This window comes from Aquimarina muelleri DSM 19832, from assembly GCF_000430665.1.
Taxonomy (GTDB): Bacteria; Bacteroidota; Bacteroidia; order Flavobacteriales; family Flavobacteriaceae; genus Aquimarina; species Aquimarina muelleri.
In genome coordinates, this window is the sequence record NZ_KE387189.1 from 114,673 (window position 1) to 131,237 (window position 16,565).

Consider the following 16,565-nt stretch of genomic DNA (forward strand, 5'->3'; position numbering starts at 1 on the left):
CGATGAAAAAGAATGTTTTAATAACGGGAGGAGCAGGGTTTATAGGATCAAATTATATAAATTATATTTCAGAAGATTCTGATTTGCAAATTATAAATTTAGATAAACTAACTTACGCAGCAGATCTTTCTAATATTAAAATAGAAAACAACAAAAATTACACTTTTATCGAAGGAGATATTTGTGATATAGGAATAGTTGAAGATATTTTTAAAAAGTATAAAATTGATACCGTTGTACATTTTGCAGCAGAATCACATGTGGATAATTCTATAACAGGCCCAAAACAATTTATAGACACTAATATTGTAGGAACGTTTAATGTATTACAACAGGCATATCAAACATGGATGAGTTCTCCCAATGAAATAAAACCAAAATTTAAGCATGCACGTTTTTTACATATTTCAACAGATGAGGTGTATGGAACATTAGGAAAAACGGGGCTTTTTACAGAAAAGACACCATACGCTCCCAACAGCCCTTATAGTGCTTCAAAAGCATCTTCGGATATGTTAGTTCGAAGTTATTTCCATACGTATGGTTTACCTGTAGTTACAACTAATTGTTCAAATAATTATGGACCAAGACAACACGATGAAAAATTGATTCCTACAATTATAAGAAAAGCAATTAAAGAAGAAAGTATACCTATCTACGGTACAGGTAAAAATATACGAGATTGGCTGTATGTTTTAGATCATTGTAAAGGAATAGATTTGGTATTAAATTCAGGAAAAAAAGGAGAAACCTATAATATAGGAGGGAAAAATGAGAAGGAGAACATATATATAGCTACTATTATTTGTGAAATTTTAGATACAATGATTCCAAGAAGTAATGATAAATCATATAAAGACCTTATTACTTTTGTAAAAGATAGACCTGGGCACGATTATAGATACGCTATTGACGCTACTAAAATTGAAAATGAATTAGGGTGGACAGCCGAAGAAAATTTTGAATCAGGTATCAAAAAAACAGTAACTTGGTATTTAGAAAAATATACTATTTAAGCCTGAAACATTGGATTATATGACCGCGATGCATTTATCTGAAGCTAAACTGATTTTAGAAACTCAAAAATCATATAATTACATCTGGTTTGATCTTCTGATTTCAGAAAAAACTTAAAAATGAAAGGAATTATATTAGCAGGAGGTTCAGGAACACGTTTGCATCCGCTTACACTAGCAGTTAGTAAACAACTAATGCCAGTTTATGATAAACCAATGATTTATTACCCACTTTCAACTTTAATTTCGGCGGGTATTAATGAAATTTTAATCATATCTACTCCAAAAGACTTACCATTATTTAAAAAACTTCTTGGTTCAGGAAAAAGCTATGGTTGTAAATTTGAATATGCCATTCAAGAACATCCAAATGGATTAGCAGAAGCTTTTATTATTGGAGAAGAGTTTATAGGAGAGGAAAAGGTAGCTTTAATATTGGGAGATAATATATTTTATGGATCAGGATTAGAAAACCTTTTAGAGAGCAATAATAATCCAGATGGAGGAATTATATATGCGTATCATGTTCAAGATCCAGAACGATATGGAGTTGTGGATTTTGATAAAAATGGAAATGTTACCTCTATAGAAGAAAAACCGAAATATCCCAAATCAAATTATGCTGTTCCAGGAATTTACTTTTATGATAATGAAGTTATAAAAATAGCCAAAGCAATTAAACCAAGTACAAGAGGAGAGCTTGAAATTACAGATATAAATAATGCATATTTTAAAAAAGGAAAATTAAAAGTAAGTATTTTAGATAAAGGTACAGCGTGGTTAGATACAGGAACATTTAATGCCTTAATGCAAGCCAGCCAATTTGTTCAGGTTATAGAAGAGAGACAGGGTTTAAAAATTGGAGCGATAGAAGAAGTTGCATTTAAAAAAGGGTTTATAAACAAACAACAGCTTCATAAACTAGCAGAACCGTTATTAAAAAGTGGTTATGGTGAATATTTATTAGAATTAGAATAAAATGGAAATTCAATCTACTTTTATAGAAGGATGTTTTATAATTAAGCCCAAAGTATTTAAGGATGAAAGAGGTTTGTTTTTAGAAACTTTCAATAAAAAAATATTCGAAGAGATTTCTGGAGTTAAAGTTGACTTTGTTCAGGATAATCAATCTATTTCTAAAAAAGGGGTACTAAGAGGACTACATTTTCAAACTGGGGAATATGCGCAAGCTAAACTTGTACATGTTATAAAAGGAGAAGTACTGGACGTTGCAGTAGATTTAAGACCAGGTTCTAAAACATATAAAAAGTATTTTTCTATAATTTTAAACGATCATAATAATTTACAATTATTTATACCAAGAGGTTTTGCCCATGGGTTTTTAACTTTAAGTGAGAGTGCAGTTTTTGCATATAAATGTGATAATTATTATTGTCAATCCGCTGAATCAGGAATTATATATAACGATCCTGACATTGAAATAGACTGGAAATTAAGTGATTACGATATTATTTTGTCTCAAAAAGATCGAAAACTATTATTTCTAAAAGATATAGAAAATGTATAATGAATCCAATAAAATTAAAATTCTTGTTACAGGTTCAAATGGCCAATTAGGACAATGCTTGCAAAAAATAGAGCAAAATTATACTTCTTTAGAATTACATTTTTATAAATCAAAAGATTTAGATATTACCAATAAAGATGCAATATCTCAGGTTTTTAAAGATGATTCATTTGATTTTGTAATTAATTGCGCAGGGTACACCAATGTAGAGCAAGCAGAAAAAGAATCAGAAAAAGCTTTTCTTATAAATGAAGAAGGAGTCAGGAATTTGGCGCAAACTTGTAAAAAGCAAAATAGTATACTCATTCATATATCTACAGACTACGTTTTTGATGGTAAAAAAGAAACTCCATATACTGAAGAGGATATACCTAACCCAATAAATGAATATGGTAAGTCAAAATTAGCGGGAGAACAATGTATTCAGGAAATTTTGGAAACCTTTTTTATTATAAGAACCTCATGGTTGTATTCTGAATTTGGACATAACTTTTTTAAAACAATTTTAAAAAAATCAGAAACAGAAACAGAACTCACCATTACAACTTCTCAAAAAGGAACTCCAACAAATGCAAATGATTTAGCTACGTTTATTCTTGATTTAATTTTAATAAATAATCAAAAGTATGGAATTTATCATTTTAGTAACTCTGGCGAAGCTACTTGGTATGATTTTGCTAAAGAAATTCTTAGTGTTTCAGGTAAATTGGACACTATAACACTTAAAAAAACCGATAATTATCCTACTTTTGCACAAAGACCAAAATATAGTGTATTGAATATAATAAAGATTAAACATATTTTTACAATTTCTCCGATCGAATGGAAAAAGACTCTTTCCCAGTTTTTGAATAAATAATTAACAAGGGTTATTTGATAAGGATTTATATTTTTTTGTTTTTTAGTTATACATTAAATACAAATTTTTAAAACATGAGTGATAAAAAATATTATGCTCACGAGACTTCAATAATTGATAGTAATTGTAGTATTGGTAGAGATACTAAAATATGGCACTTTTCTCATATAATGTCCGATTGTGAGATAGGAGAATCTTGTAATATAGGTCAGAATGTTGTGGTATCTCCTAAAGTAAAATTAGGAAAAAATGTGAAGGTTCAAAATAATGTCTCTATTTATACAGGAGTGGTTTGTGAAGATGATGTTTTTCTAGGCCCCTCAATGGTATTTACTAATGTGATAAATCCTAGAAGTGCAATCAATAGACGAGGGCAATATGCAGAAACTATTGTTAAAAAAGGCGCATCTATTGGGGCGAATGCTACTATTATTTGTGGTAATAATATTGGTGAATATGCGTTAATAGGAGCAGGTGCGGTGGTTACGAAACCTACAAAGCCATATGCACTAATAGTAGGAAACCCCGCAAAACAAATTGGTTGGGTAAGTGAATACGGGCATAGGCTTAATTTTAACAAAAATAATGAAGCTGTTTGTTTAGAAAGCGGACAAAAATATATTTTAGATATAAAAAAAGAACAGGTAGAAAGAGTTAAATAATAACAGTTGGAATAGTTAAGATACAAAAAAGTTGATTTTCTTGTTTCCTAAATTTATATTCAAAAAAAACAAGTTATTCGCAAATCTTTAATTTAAAAGATAAAGCAAATTATTATATAACAAAAGAACTAATATGAAGAACTTTGCACTAATTGGAGCAGCAGGTTATATTGCTCCAAGACACATGAAAGCAATTAAGGATACTAATAATCTATTATTGGCAGCATACGATAAAAACGATAGTGTTGGTATTATAGATTCTCACTTTCCTACTGCTGATTTTTTTGTTGAGTTTGAAAGATTTGATAGACATATTGAAAAATTGAAATATGAACAAGATTTATTTTTGGATTATGTAAGTATATGTTCCCCTAATTATTTACATGATGCACATATTAGATTTGCATTACGAAGTGGAGCTGATGCAATATGTGAAAAACCACTTGTTTTGAATCCTTGGAATATTGATAAGCTCCAAAAAGTAGAAGAAAAGACAGGTAAAAAAGTTTATAATATTCTCCAACTTAGGGTGCATCCATCTATAATAGCTTTAAAAGAAAAGGTAAAAAACGCTAAAAAAGATACCAAATTTGAAGTAGATTTAACATATTTAACTTCTAGAGGCAATTGGTATCACACTTCTTGGAAAGGAGATAAGAGTAAATCAGGAGGAATTGCAACAAATATTGGAGTTCATTTTTATGATATGTTATCTTGGATTTTTGGTGATATTCAAGAAAATGTAGTGCATGTTCATGAAGAAGATAGAGCTGCGGGATACTTAGAATTTGAAAATGCACGTGTTAAATGGTTTTTATCTATAAATGCTGAATATTTACCTAAGGAAGTAAAAGAAAAGGGAAACACAACATATAGATCTATAACAATTGATGGTGAAGAATTGGAGTTTAGTGGTGGATTTACCGATTTACATACAATGGTATATAAAGATATATTAGAAGGAAAAGGGTATGGTTTGGATGCTGCAAAAACAGCAATACAAATTGTACATGATATTAGAAATACAAAACCTATCGGAGCTAAGGGAGATTATCATTCTTTAATAACATTAAAAAAATAGTTTTACAAGGTTTTATAATTGTGTCTTTAATTTTAATTAAAAAAGCAATTTAATCTGATATTTTCGTTTGAATGAAATTTAATCTGAGAAAAATAGCCTTAAAATCTGAGTTTTTGAAAAATGTTGCTACTGTAATGACAGGTACAACTATTTCTTTAGTGATTTCTTTGGTATTAACACCAGTGCTTACTAGAAACTATTCTCCAGAGGATTTTGGGTTTTTGTTAGTCTATACAAGTATATTAATGATTTTTGGCACATTTTCTACAGGAAAATTTGAAAGAGTTATTCTTTTGCTAGAATCGGAAAAACATATTAATAAAATTGTTTTTTTATCATCACTTACCTCTGTTATTGCAGGGATACTTCTTTTAGCTATATTATTTTTCGGAAAAACATTCTTTATTAATAAACTCTCTTTAGATATAACTTTGTATCACTGGTTATATTCTCTCCCAATATTATTAATATTTTATTCTTATTATACTGTTTTTATGGTAATCTCTAACTATAGAAGAGAGTATAAACAATTATCTATTACAAGAATTATTAGAACGTTATTAAGTATTACATTTAATATTATTTTTATTTTTTATTTTGGAGATGCAAGAGGACTAGTTTTAGGTGAATTTCTTGGTTATTTTAGCGCAACGATATATATTGTTTATGTAAATAGAAACTTTTTAATATTTGAGAGGGGTATTATTCAAAAATCTAAAGAATTAGCATTAAAATATAAAGAATTTCCCATTTACAATATTCCATCAGATTTTATAAATATGGGTTCCTCTCAAATGCCGGCTTTTTTTTTAACAAATTATTTTGGGGCTAACGTTACTGGTTTTTACTCTTTAATGAAAAGAACTTTAGACGCTCCAATAGTATTGTTTTCTAATTCTGTACTTGAAGTTTTTAGACAGAAAGCGGCAGAACATTATATTAAAAAAGGAAATTGCAAAGAATTATTTGTTAAAACAGCTGGAAGTTTATCACTTCTTTCAATTTTACCATTTACAATACTGTTTTTTTATGCCCCAGAATTGTTTTCTTTTGTCTTTGGTGATGGGTGGACGACTGCTGGAGAATATGCTAGAATTTTTTCGATTTATTACTATTTCAAATTCATCTCTAGCCCATTAAGTTATATGTTCTATATTGCAGAGAAGCAGAAACAAGATTTTTTATTACATATTTATGTTTTTTGTTCAACCTTAATCATTCTGGTTTTACCAGAATTTTTTAGCTTATCAGACAAAGTTATATTGTGGATATATTGTGTCAATTTTATTTTAATTTATTTCACTTATTTTATCATTTCACTTAAGTTATCGTTAGGACCAAATAAAAAAGAGGCATAGATGAAGGTTATAAAAGAAATATTGTGGATGATTTTCAAAATCATTCCTTTTACACGTTGTTTTTATGAAACTAGAAATACACAAACACCAATAACTCTAAAATTTTGGTTTTTTCAAAAATTTTTAGGATTTAATAGAAAGGCATATTGGCCTGTTCATTTTACAAGTATTATTGGTAATTATAAAAATATTTATGCAGGAATAGATACGGCACCAGGGTATTCTCCTGGATGCTATATTCAAGGAGGAGGTAAAGTGTATGTAGGAGACTATACCCAGATTGCACCTAATGTTGGTATTATTAGTGCTAACCATAATTTGCATGATACTAGAAAGCATGTAGCAGGAGAAGTACATATCGGGAAATATTGTTGGATAGGGATGAATGTGGTGATATTACCTAATGTGCGTATTGGAGATTTTACAATAGTTGCAGCAGGAGCAGTAGTTACCAAGCCTTTTCCTGAAGGGTATTGTGTTTTGGCAGGTAATCCTGCCAAAGTAATTAAATCTTTAGATAGGGAAAAATGTGTTCCTTTTTACAATGATTATGAATATAATGGGTATGTGAAAAAGAAAAATTTTAAAGTATTTCGAAAGAAAAAACTGAATATTTAAAGTATAGGAGAAACAATCTAGATGATAACAATAGTAGATTATAAAGTTGGAAACTTAGGGTCAATTCAGAATATGCTCAAAAAAATTGGAACACCATCTGAAATTACTTCTGATCCAAATAAAATTTCCTCCGCAACAAAATTAATTTTGCCTGGGGTAGGTGCATTTGATTCAGGGATAGAAAACCTAAAAAAGTACAATTTATGGAGTGTTTTGAATGAAAAAGTAATAACAGAAAAAATACCAGTATTAGGAATTTGTTTGGGATCACAATTACTTTGCGAGAGTAGCGAGGAAGGTAAAGAAAAAGGTTTTGGCTGGATTAAAGCTAAAGTGAAGAAGTTTGAGTTTGAAAACAAATCATTTAAAGTACCACATATAGGGTGGAATTATACAACATTGCAAAAAAATAGTAAACTATTTGAAGATATGTATGAAGATCCTAAATTTTATTTTGTGCATTCATTTTACATGGATGTTAAAGATGAGTCGAGTTTAACCAAAACAAACTATAATTTTAATTTTGATTCCTCAGTAGAAAAGGATAATATAATAGGTGTACAATTTCATCCTGAAAAAAGCCATAAATTTGGTATGAAATTATTAGAAAATTTTGTCAAACATTTCTAAATTATGGCACTTAAACGAATTATTCCTTGTTTATTATTGAGAGATAACGGACTTGTTAAAACAATTAAATTCAAAAACCCAACATATATAGGAGATCCTATAAATGCAGTAAAAATTTTTAATGAAAAGGAGGTAGATGAATTAGTATTTCTTGATATAGACGCAACTAAAAATGAGAAAGAACCACCATATGAATTGATTCGGGATATTGCAACAGAATGCTTTATGCCTTTTTGTTATGGAGGAGGTATTACAAATGTTGAACAAATACGAAGACTAATTGCTTCAGGCGCAGAGAAAGTTGCTATTAATTCTGCGGCTTATCATAACCCACAATTAATTAAAGAAGCGGCATCTATTTTTGGGAGTTCTACTATAGTTGGATCAATAGATTACAAAAAAAACGTATTCGGAAAATATACTGTGTATATTAATGGAGGAAAAAAGAACATAAAAAAGCATCCAGTGGTATATGCTAAAGAATTGGAAAAACTTGGAGCTGGAGAAATATTTTTAAATTCTATAGAGAAAGATGGATGTATGCAAGGCTATGATATTGTGATGATTAAAGAAGTGGTAGACGCAGTTTCTATACCAGTAATCGCATCTGGTGGTGCTGGTAAGATCTCACATTTTAAAGAAGCTTTTCAAGAAGGAAAAGCATCTGCACTTGCAGCAGGTAGTCTATTTGTCTTTCAAGGAAGAAAGAAAGGTGTATTGATCTCATATCCATCGCCAAAAGACATTAGAAGCATCATAAATGAATAACAAAATTGATGAAGTTATGGAGTATAAAATTTGTAAACGGTGTATTATGGACACCACAGATCCTGAAATTACTTTTAGTAAAGAAGGATACTGTAATCATTGTATCGATGCTTTTGAAAAAGCAAAAATAGAATGGTTCCCTAATGAAGAGGGAGAGAAAAGGCTTCAAGAAATAACAAAAAAAATAAAAAAAGAAACTAAGAATAAAGAATACGACTGTATTATTGGACTAAGCGGGGGAATAGATAGTTCTTATCTGGCGTATATGTTAGTCAAAAAATTAAAGTTAAGACCCCTGGTAGTGCATATTGATTGTGGATGGAATTCAGAGCAAGCAGTAAGGAATATAGAAAATATCGTAAAGAAATTAGATTTAGATCTTCATACGCATGTAGTAGATTGGCAAGAAATGAAAGATTTACAACTAGCATATTTTAAAGCAAATATTGCAAATCAAGATGTTCCTCAAGATCATGCTATATTTGGAGCTTTATATTCTTACGCTGTAAAAAATAATATTCGTTACGTTTTTAATGGCTCTAATTTTGCTACAGAGTCTATTTTGCCAAAGGCATGGGGTTATAATGCATTGGATTATAAGAATCTCAAGGGTATTCATAAAACCTTTGGAACTATAAAATTAAAAAAATATCCATACGTAACTTTTTTTAAGAGGTATGTTTACTTTCCGTATATACGCAAAATGAAAATTGTAATGCCACTTAATTTAATGGATTACGATAAACAAAAGGCTATAGAAATAATGCAAAATGAATTAGATTGGGAATATTACGGAGGGAAACATCATGAATCTCGTTTCACCAAATATTTTCAGGCACGTTATTTACCTACAAAATTTGGTTATGATAAAAGAAGAGCTCATTTGTCTAGTTTAATAGTATCAGGTCAATTAACTAGAGAGGAGGCATTGAAAGAGATGGAAACAGAAATATATTCTAATAACTCTTATATCGATGATATGGAATATATAGCAAAAAAACTAGGTGTATCGTTAGAAGAATTTCAGAAAATAATAAACTCTCCAAATAAAACATATAAAGATTATCCTAATAATGAAGACTTATTTAGGCTAGCTTATAAAATTAAAGATAAATTATTTTTTAAATAAGATTAATAAAGATTTTAGTTTGAAATCTATAGAATATGAAAATTGTAACAATAATAGGGGCACGTCCTCAATTTATAAAAGCGGCAACGGTTTCTAGAGAAATAAATAACGTTGAAAATGTTAAAGAAATATTAGTTCATACAGGTCAACATTTTGATAGTAATATGTCTGATGTTTTCTTTGAAGAGATGGAAATTCCAAAACCAGATTATTATCTGGGTGTTGGAGGAGGAAATCATGGAAATCAAACAGGTAAAATGCTTATAAAAATTGAAGAAGTTCTTTTGAAAGAGAAGCCAGATTGGGTATTAGTTTATGGAGATACTAATAGTACGTTAGCCGGAGCTTTAGCTGCCGTAAAGTTACATATCCCGTTAGCTCACATAGAGGCAGGATTGAGATCTTTTAACAGAAGAATGCCCGAAGAGATTAATAGGGTTTTAACAGATCAAATTTCTACTATTCTGTTTACACCCACGAAAATCGCGGATATTAATTTAAATAATGAGGGAGTTTCAGAAAACATAATTGTAAATGTAGGCGATGTGATGTTGGATGCATCTTTATTTTACTTAAAGAAAGCAGAAGAAAAAAGCACTATTTTAAAAGATTTAAGTCTAGAAAAAGGAAATTTTGTATTAAGTACGATTCATAGAGCAAACAATACAGATAATATAAATAGACTTAAGATTATTTTTGAAAATCTTGAGAGAGTAGCAAATAGCGATTTGATTGTATTACCACTTCATCCTAGAACTAAAAAATCACTATTAGAAATTAATTTTGATTTTAATTCTTCCAAAATTAAATTTATAGAGCCGATAGGTTACCTAGACATGGTTATACTTCAAAAAAACTGTAAATTGATAATTACAGATTCTGGAGGAGTACAAAAAGAAGCTTATTTTCATAAGAAGCCTTGTATTACTTTAAGAAATGAAACAGAATGGGTAGAATTAGTTGATAAAGGATATAATTTTTTATGGAATGAAAATATTGATCTTATTGAATTAATTAATAAAGTGGAATATTTAGAATTTGATGATACAGAATATTTATATGGAAATGGAGATGCATCCAAAAAAATAGTTAATAAATTATCTATGATTCAGGTATGAAAATAGCATATGTATGTGTTTTAGACTTAGATAAATATGAAGGAGTGAGTAAAAAAATATTCTCTCAAGTTAATCAGTGGATAGAATATGGCCATAATGTAAGATTATTTTGTAAAATAAATTCTATAAATAAAATAGAAAAGTCATCGTTATCAAAATTAAAAAATCAAAATGTCAGTTTCTTTTTTAATGATAGATCTAATACAAAAAATATAATCTCAAATTGGTTAGGGAATGAATCTATATATGATGAAATATATAAGTCTTTAATTGATTTTAACCCAGACATAGTATATTATAGAAGTAGCTTCACTCTTCCATTTTTCTTAAAAATAAATAAAAACTTTAAGTCAGTTGTAGAAATTAATACTATTGAAAAAAAAGAATATAAGATTCTAGCAAAAGATAGCTTAAGTTATTTTTTAAAATATCTTTACTTTTTGCTTACCATTAAAATGAAATTTAATAATGTTAATGGATTTGTAGCGGTCACGACAGAAATTGCAAATGAATTAGAACGAGATTTTTTAAATATAAAAACTTTTGTGGTTCCTAATTCCATTGACCTAGAAAACAAGGAGAGATATCATAATGTAGATACAGATGGACATCCAAATGCAGTTTTTTTAGGTACTCCAAATTTACCTTGGCATGGTTTAGATATTATTTTAGAACTTGCAAAAAAAATACCATCAATCAAGTTTCATATAATTGGATTTAAATCAATTGAAATTGAAAAAGAAATAGATAATGTAATAACTTATGGTTACTTAAATAAAAAGGAATATTCTAAAGTTTTAGAAAAGTGTGATTTTGCTATTGGTTCCTTGGCAATGTATAGAAATCATATGAATGAAGCGTGTCCTTTAAAAATCAGAGAATATCTAGCTTTTGGGTTGCCGATTATTATCTCATTTAAAGAAACGGCTTTTGAGTTAAGCAATTATCCTGATTGGGTGTTAAGATTACCTAATAATAGAAAAGAAATTATTGATTCTCATGAGAAAATTAAAGCTTTTGCTCATAAATTTAAAGGTAAAAAAATTCCTATAGATGAGGTTTATACTTACATAAGTACCGAAATAGTTGAAAACAAAAGGTTAAATTTTTTTAATAATATAATTAATGAATAATTTTTTTAAAGATTTATTATTTTAAGATATTAATATTCCAAAAATAAGTTTTGAGAACAACTCTATTTAAATCACTTTATATTGTATTATTAATTGGGTTGATAACATTTTCTCAAAACCCTTTATTTAATATTTTTTTCGAATTTTTTCTTTTATTAATGACTTTTTTTAGTCTAGGGAGAATTGTAATAAATAAGCAGATTGCAGGATTTTTATTGGTTAATATAATCTACGTATTTTCTAGTTTTTTTTATTCGGTTTTTTTTAAAGGAGATCATATTCTTGATTTTCTATTAGTCTACAAAATATTTTTTTATTTCTTTTTTATTTCTTTTTTGACGGGTAAATATTTTTTGGAAAAAAAGGATTTTTCAAGATTTTTCAAGATCATATTATTAATATTTTTCATCAAATATTTAATAAGCCTTCTTGTTTTTAACAATACTAGACCAATATTGTTTTACGAAAACAACTTTGAAATTATGTTTTTATCATTGTTGTTTTACTTATACTATATCCTCAATGGTAAAGTTCACTTTGTATATCAATTTTTGTTATCTTCTATATTTCTAATCTCAGGATCAAGATCAGGACTCTTAATTTTATTTTTTGTTTTAGCTATTGTTAATTATAGGCTTATTATTAAAAGAATCTTTTTTATAATACCAATATTTCTATCTCTATTGTTTATTACAATCTTTATTTTGGAGCAAAGAACAGGAGGAGCACCTTTCGAAATAGAATCAATTGATCGTTTTAAGTTTATGTTAGTTTTTATTGATGAAACAAAAGAATGGTCTTTTCTTAAATTTCTAATTGGTTCAGATAGGATTTCAGCTTTAAGCGAAGGAGCGTGTATTGAATTAGGGTATTATGAGAGTTTATTTAGCTTTAAGAATAATGGAGATTGCTATTCTGTAATATTGCATTCCTACTTGCTAAGAGTTATATATGATCATGGAGTGCTAGGGTTTATATTTATAATTGGATTCATTTATAAAATTCTCCGTTCATCAGGATATAGTTATATAAATATAATTGTAGTTCTAGGAATTGTTATGATAAATGGATTATCTGTTTCGTCTTTTAATAGTATTTATTTTATTTTAGGCTTACTGTTTTTTATCATAATAAAAAACAGTAAGCCTAAAATAAATTAGGTAACAAAATATAATATTTGAATTAAATTATGATTGAGTCGATATTGAAAAAAACGAATATTTTTGCATTTTTCTTAATTCCAATTGGTCTTTTTTTAAGAGAACACTGGAGTAGTAAGTTTCTATTGTTCTTTGTAATAACGTCTATAATAATTTATAGAAAAAATTTAATATACAATTTTTTGTGTTTATTCAAAGAGTTTTGGTATAAAGCTTTGCTACTATTCTTATTGATCAATTTGATATCATTAAGCTATTCTGATAATGTTCTTCTTGGAACAGAAAGATTGAGTTTTGTGGGGTTATCTTTAATTTTTCCAATTTTCTTTTTGTCTATAAAAAACAATGTTTTAATAAAAGAATATTTCTTAATTTTTTTCTCATTATCAACACTAATACACGCTTCTTTAGTTGTTTTTTTCTTAACATATCAGCATATAATTAATGATTTAACTTTTATAGATATATACAATAAATATGGATATCTAAATTTTGAAAATTTTTTTGGATTTTCAGGCATTAATGGAATGTATTATTCCTTAGTTTTAGTGTTTTCATACACACATTTTTTATTTTATTTAAAAGATAATAAGATAAAAAATGTAGTTAAATACGGTTTATTTTTTCTATCAACAACTATTACTTTTTTAGTACTACTTTTAATAGATATTAAAATGGCATATGCAGGTTTGTTATTAGCAATTATTTATTTTATTTTAACTTTAAAAATAAAAACTTTTTTTAAGATATTTTTCCTATCCTTTGTAGCTTTAATAGGAGTGTATAAAACTATAATTTCGCCATCACCAAGAATTAAAAGATTTATTGAAATAGGCGATCCAACAAGACTCAATAATTATAAATCAAGCTTTGACGTAATTTGGGATAATTTGTTTTTAGGAGTTGGTCTTGGAGATGAGTTAACCGAAATTCAAAAAGTCAGAAAGGATTTTTATATTGTAGAAAGTAAACATAATGCTCATAATGAATTTATTGAAATTACTTTAGGATCTGGAGTAATTGGTTTAACCATGTTTATTTTCTTTTTGGTTAATATTTATTTAAGAGCATTTAGAAATAAAAATCATCTATTCATCATTTTTTTATTTTTAATTAGCGGTTTCTTCATGATAGAATCAGTCTTAGTTAGACATTATGGAATATTGTTTACTTCATTTTTTCTATCTTATTTTCTACTTTTTGAAAATAAAGAAAAAGAAGAGATGTAATTATTTTGCCATTTTTTTGAGTATCATTTTGGACATCTAAATAAATGACGTAAGATTTTATGACAGAGATTTAGAGTAAAAACTCCCTTTTTTCTCTACTGGATTAGGTGTTTTTTTAATAAAAAGAATATTCCCTAAAATTAATTATACCATTATTTTGGCATTCTTTTTCCTCCAATAAGACTTTGGTTTTTTCAGAGTTTGAATCTAATAGTATTTTGTGAATTTTAACATTTTCAGGAAATAATTTTTCTTTCAATAAGTTAGCGTTACTATCAAACTTTTTTAATAATATAGTATTCCTTTGTTTACAACCAGATACAAAAAACTCATCTCCTGAAGTGAAAGTTAGATTAGAACAAGATATGTGAAAGTCAACAGATTTGGGGATATTCAATTCACCTCCCTCAAAATTTAAAGCATAAATCCTAAATTCATTTTCTGGAGGAACAATATAAACCCGTTGATTCTTCTCGTTAAAATCAAACATATTTAAGTTATAATAAGATTGATAATATGTACTCAAATCAGAATAATTAGGATTTCTAGTCCAAATAGTAGATAAAAAAGAGGAGTCCATTCTTAAAACTTTAACAGAAACTCTAAAATCTACAGTTCCAATAATCCAATCACCATTATTGGCTTTTGCCATTTTAATGCCAGTTCCTCCTTGTTCAGATATTATTTTATCTTCTATAATGTCTCCTTCAAGGTTTAGTTTCAAAAGCCAAGTGTTACGACTATTTATTCCTTTTCCACCAATGAAAAATAACTCTTCATTAAATAAATAACTGGATGATATATAATGATCATCATATCTATTCTCATTATTTTCATATTTATAGTCTTTAACAAAATTTCCATTATTATCAATTACTACAAAATAACTTAACCATCCATCTTGTTTACGACCTGTTTCAGTTTCGTATCTATGACGAATATTATAACTCACAAAAACTTTATCATTTATTACTGTAATACTTCCAAAACTTATATAGAGTATAGTTTTATTTAATGGTAAAAAAAATGTTGAAGTTGTATATAACTCACTTCCTGATGAATCATATTTGGTGAGATTTAATTTATTTTTCTCATTTTCAAATAAAACATAAAGGTTGTTTTCTTCAGAAATAGTCCAATCAATAATATTTGTATTTTCTTCACAGGAAATGGAATTTTGTATTTCACCTATACCTTCTTGATTTTCTATTATTTTAATTTTTTTTTCTACAGTATCAGATTTATCTTGTTTAAAAGAAGTTAATTTTATATTGTAATCTCCAACTTTTGTATAAGAAAATGTAGGATTTTTTTCTTCTGATGTACTTACCTCAAAGTCCCATATGTATTTTTCGGAGTTTGTAGAACAATTCTCGAAAGAGATTTCTTCCCCTGTAAAATATGTTGTTTCAGAAGTTTCAAAACAAGCTTTTGGATTTAATTCAATTGTTTTATCATCATCATTGTCACATTGATATAAAAGTACAACTATTGGAAGCCACTTAATAATTTTTTTCATAATTTGATTACTTAATAAATTTAGGGGTATTAGTTACTACTTGACCTGACACTTCGAAAAGAGCTTTTAAGCTATCTAATACAATTAGATTTTCTTTTACTAAAAGTACACTTAATTTTGAAAATCTGCAAAGGCATTTTTCCCTAGCATTATTTTCCAGTGTGCACTCTTTCACAATTATATCATTCTATCCACTGATTCAGATTGGTTTGTAATTTTTCGATGGTGTTTATACTTTTTTCGAAAAGCTCCCTAGAAGAACTCTTGTTGCATGGTTTTATGGAATCGCTCACAAATACCTTTGGTTTGTAGGTTTTTTGCTTCGGTTTTTAGTATGAGCTACGTTTTCTATTGTAAGATATAGCTGATATTAGTGATGTTACTGTTTACCAAAATATTCAGTGCCTCTATCAGTTAAACCTGAATTATGCAATAGGGTTTAAATTATTGCTATTCCTATTGATTATTACTAGCTTTAGGTTATATTTTAAATTTCACCCATATGGTTAACCTTCCTATTGAGTATTCAGATAAACAAGTCACTCCTTTTGGGGGTATGAGTTTGATGAAAAGATTTATAGATCAAACAGGGATTCGGGAGTATATGTCTGAATTAGATTTACCTGAACCCGGTTCTAATCGTGGCTATTCACCGGAGCATATTATAGAATCTTTTTGGTTAGGTATTTGGACAGGAGCTTCTCGTTATATTCATTGTGATTGGTTGCGTTATGATAAGACACTTCATTCCATTTTT

16 protein-coding genes and 1 pseudogene are annotated in these 16,565 nt (G+C 28.0%); 16 read left to right on the forward strand and 1 reads right to left on the reverse strand.

Translation table 11 applies throughout. From position 1 onward, the window contains the following. Positions 1-2: 2 nt before the first annotated feature. From rfbB to H527_RS0120035, 15 genes are all read left to right on the forward strand, one after another. Complete coding sequence (rfbB, locus tag H527_RS0119965; RefSeq protein WP_027414277.1) at positions 3-1,016, forward strand: dTDP-glucose 4,6-dehydratase; 1,014 nt, start codon at positions 3-5, stop codon at positions 1,014-1,016. A gap of 120 nt (positions 1,017-1,136) precedes the next feature. Next, complete coding sequence (gene rfbA / locus H527_RS0119970; protein ID WP_027414278.1) at positions 1,137-1,994, forward strand: glucose-1-phosphate thymidylyltransferase RfbA; 858 nt, start codon at positions 1,137-1,139, stop codon at positions 1,992-1,994. Between the two features lies 1 nt (position 1,995). Then, positions 1,996-2,544 (forward strand): dTDP-4-dehydrorhamnose 3,5-epimerase, encoded by a 549-nt coding sequence (gene rfbC, locus H527_RS0119975; RefSeq protein ID WP_027414279.1) that lies wholly within the window; start codon positions 1,996-1,998, stop codon positions 2,542-2,544. After that, positions 2,537-3,403, forward strand: coding sequence for a dTDP-4-dehydrorhamnose reductase (gene rfbD / locus H527_RS0119980; RefSeq protein WP_155837968.1), 867 nt, complete (start codon positions 2,537-2,539; stop codon positions 3,401-3,403). Before rfbC ends, rfbD begins: the two co-directional genes overlap by 8 nt. 74 nt (positions 3,404-3,477) lie before the next feature. Further along, the gene (locus tag H527_RS0119985; protein ID WP_027414281.1) at positions 3,478-4,065 is read left to right on the forward strand and encodes an acyltransferase; all 588 of its coding nucleotides are present in this window, start codon (positions 3,478-3,480) and stop codon (positions 4,063-4,065) included. Positions 4,066-4,198: 133 nt separating this feature from the next. Beyond that, on the forward strand, positions 4,199-5,146 hold the full coding sequence (locus tag H527_RS0119990; protein WP_027414282.1) for a Gfo/Idh/MocA family protein: 948 nt from the start codon (positions 4,199-4,201) through the stop codon (positions 5,144-5,146). Between the two features lie 71 nt (positions 5,147-5,217). Further along, the gene (locus H527_RS0119995) at positions 5,218-6,504 is read left to right on the forward strand and encodes a lipopolysaccharide biosynthesis protein (protein ID WP_027414283.1); all 1,287 of its coding nucleotides are present in this window, start codon (positions 5,218-5,220) and stop codon (positions 6,502-6,504) included. Further along, entirely contained in the window at positions 6,505-7,122 is a 618-nt protein-coding gene (locus H527_RS24755; RefSeq protein ID WP_051316883.1) for an acyltransferase, read from the forward strand. 21 nt (positions 7,123-7,143) lie between these two features. Beyond that, entirely contained in the window at positions 7,144-7,752 is a 609-nt protein-coding gene (gene hisH, locus H527_RS0120005; RefSeq protein ID WP_027414284.1) for an imidazole glycerol phosphate synthase subunit HisH, read from the forward strand. Positions 7,753-7,755: 3 nt separating this feature from the next. Beyond that, positions 7,756-8,520, forward strand: coding sequence for an AglZ/HisF2 family acetamidino modification protein (locus tag H527_RS0120010; RefSeq protein ID WP_027414285.1), 765 nt, complete (start codon positions 7,756-7,758; stop codon positions 8,518-8,520). Continuing rightward, positions 8,513-9,649 (forward strand): N-acetyl sugar amidotransferase, encoded by a 1,137-nt coding sequence (locus H527_RS0120015; RefSeq protein WP_027414286.1) that lies wholly within the window; start codon positions 8,513-8,515, stop codon positions 9,647-9,649. Before H527_RS0120010 ends, H527_RS0120015 begins: the two co-directional genes overlap by 8 nt. A gap of 35 nt (positions 9,650-9,684) precedes the next feature. Beyond that, a complete protein-coding gene (wecB, locus tag H527_RS0120020; protein ID WP_027414287.1) occupies positions 9,685-10,767 on the forward strand; it encodes a non-hydrolyzing UDP-N-acetylglucosamine 2-epimerase in 1,083 nt (360 codons plus the stop codon). Then, positions 10,764-11,900 carry a glycosyltransferase gene (locus tag H527_RS0120025; protein ID WP_027414288.1) on the forward strand — a complete coding sequence of 379 codons (1,137 nt, stop codon included), beginning with the start codon at positions 10,764-10,766 and terminating at the stop codon, positions 11,898-11,900. Before wecB ends, H527_RS0120025 begins: the two co-directional genes overlap by 4 nt. 704 nt (positions 11,901-12,604) lie before the next feature. Then, on the forward strand, positions 12,605-13,060 hold the full coding sequence (locus H527_RS24135) for a hypothetical protein (RefSeq protein WP_155837969.1): 456 nt from the start codon (positions 12,605-12,607) through the stop codon (positions 13,058-13,060). 215 nt (positions 13,061-13,275) lie between these two features. Continuing rightward, on the forward strand, positions 13,276-14,289 hold the full coding sequence (locus tag H527_RS0120035) for an O-antigen ligase family protein (protein ID WP_155837970.1): 1,014 nt from the start codon (positions 13,276-13,278) through the stop codon (positions 14,287-14,289). A gap of 115 nt (positions 14,290-14,404) precedes the next feature. Here H527_RS0120035 and H527_RS0120040 read toward each other — a convergent pair whose 3' ends face one another. Continuing rightward, on the reverse strand, positions 14,405-15,808 hold the full coding sequence (locus H527_RS0120040; protein ID WP_027414290.1) for a PKD domain-containing protein: 1,404 nt from the start codon (positions 15,806-15,808) through the stop codon (positions 14,405-14,407). A gap of 502 nt (positions 15,809-16,310) precedes the next feature. Here H527_RS0120040 and H527_RS0120045 point away from each other — a divergent pair. Then, positions 16,311-16,565, forward strand: a pseudogene (locus H527_RS0120045) (hypothetical protein); the annotation flags it as partial.

Bases quoted from the DNA above. Each gene is read 5' to 3' on its own strand.
- H527_RS0119995 (WP_027414283.1), top strand. From the start codon at position 5,218: ATGAAATTTAATCTGAGAAAAATAGCCTTAAAATCTGAGTTTTTGAAA.
- H527_RS0120040 (WP_027414290.1), bottom strand. From the start codon at position 15,808: ATGAAAAAAATTATTAAGTGGCTTCCAATAGTTGTACTTTTATATCAA.
- H527_RS0120010 (WP_027414285.1), top strand. From the start codon at position 7,756: ATGGCACTTAAACGAATTATTCCTTGTTTATTATTGAGAGATAACGGA.
- rfbD (WP_155837968.1), top strand. From the start codon at position 2,537: ATGTATAATGAATCCAATAAAATTAAAATTCTTGTTACAGGTTCAAAT.
- H527_RS24755 (WP_051316883.1), top strand. From the start codon at position 6,505: ATGAAGGTTATAAAAGAAATATTGTGGATGATTTTCAAAATCATTCCT.
- H527_RS0119990 (WP_027414282.1), top strand. From the start codon at position 4,199: ATGAAGAACTTTGCACTAATTGGAGCAGCAGGTTATATTGCTCCAAGA.
- rfbA (WP_027414278.1), top strand. From the start codon at position 1,137: ATGAAAGGAATTATATTAGCAGGAGGTTCAGGAACACGTTTGCATCCG.
- H527_RS0120025 (WP_027414288.1), top strand. From the start codon at position 10,764: ATGAAAATAGCATATGTATGTGTTTTAGACTTAGATAAATATGAAGGA.
- H527_RS0120015 (WP_027414286.1), top strand. From the start codon at position 8,513: ATGAATAACAAAATTGATGAAGTTATGGAGTATAAAATTTGTAAACGG.
- rfbB (WP_027414277.1), top strand. From the start codon at position 3: ATGAAAAAGAATGTTTTAATAACGGGAGGAGCAGGGTTTATAGGATCA.
- hisH (WP_027414284.1), top strand. From the start codon at position 7,144: ATGATAACAATAGTAGATTATAAAGTTGGAAACTTAGGGTCAATTCAG.
- rfbC (WP_027414279.1), top strand. From the start codon at position 1,996: ATGGAAATTCAATCTACTTTTATAGAAGGATGTTTTATAATTAAGCCC.
- wecB (WP_027414287.1), top strand. From the start codon at position 9,685: ATGAAAATTGTAACAATAATAGGGGCACGTCCTCAATTTATAAAAGCG.
- H527_RS0119985 (WP_027414281.1), top strand. From the start codon at position 3,478: ATGAGTGATAAAAAATATTATGCTCACGAGACTTCAATAATTGATAGT.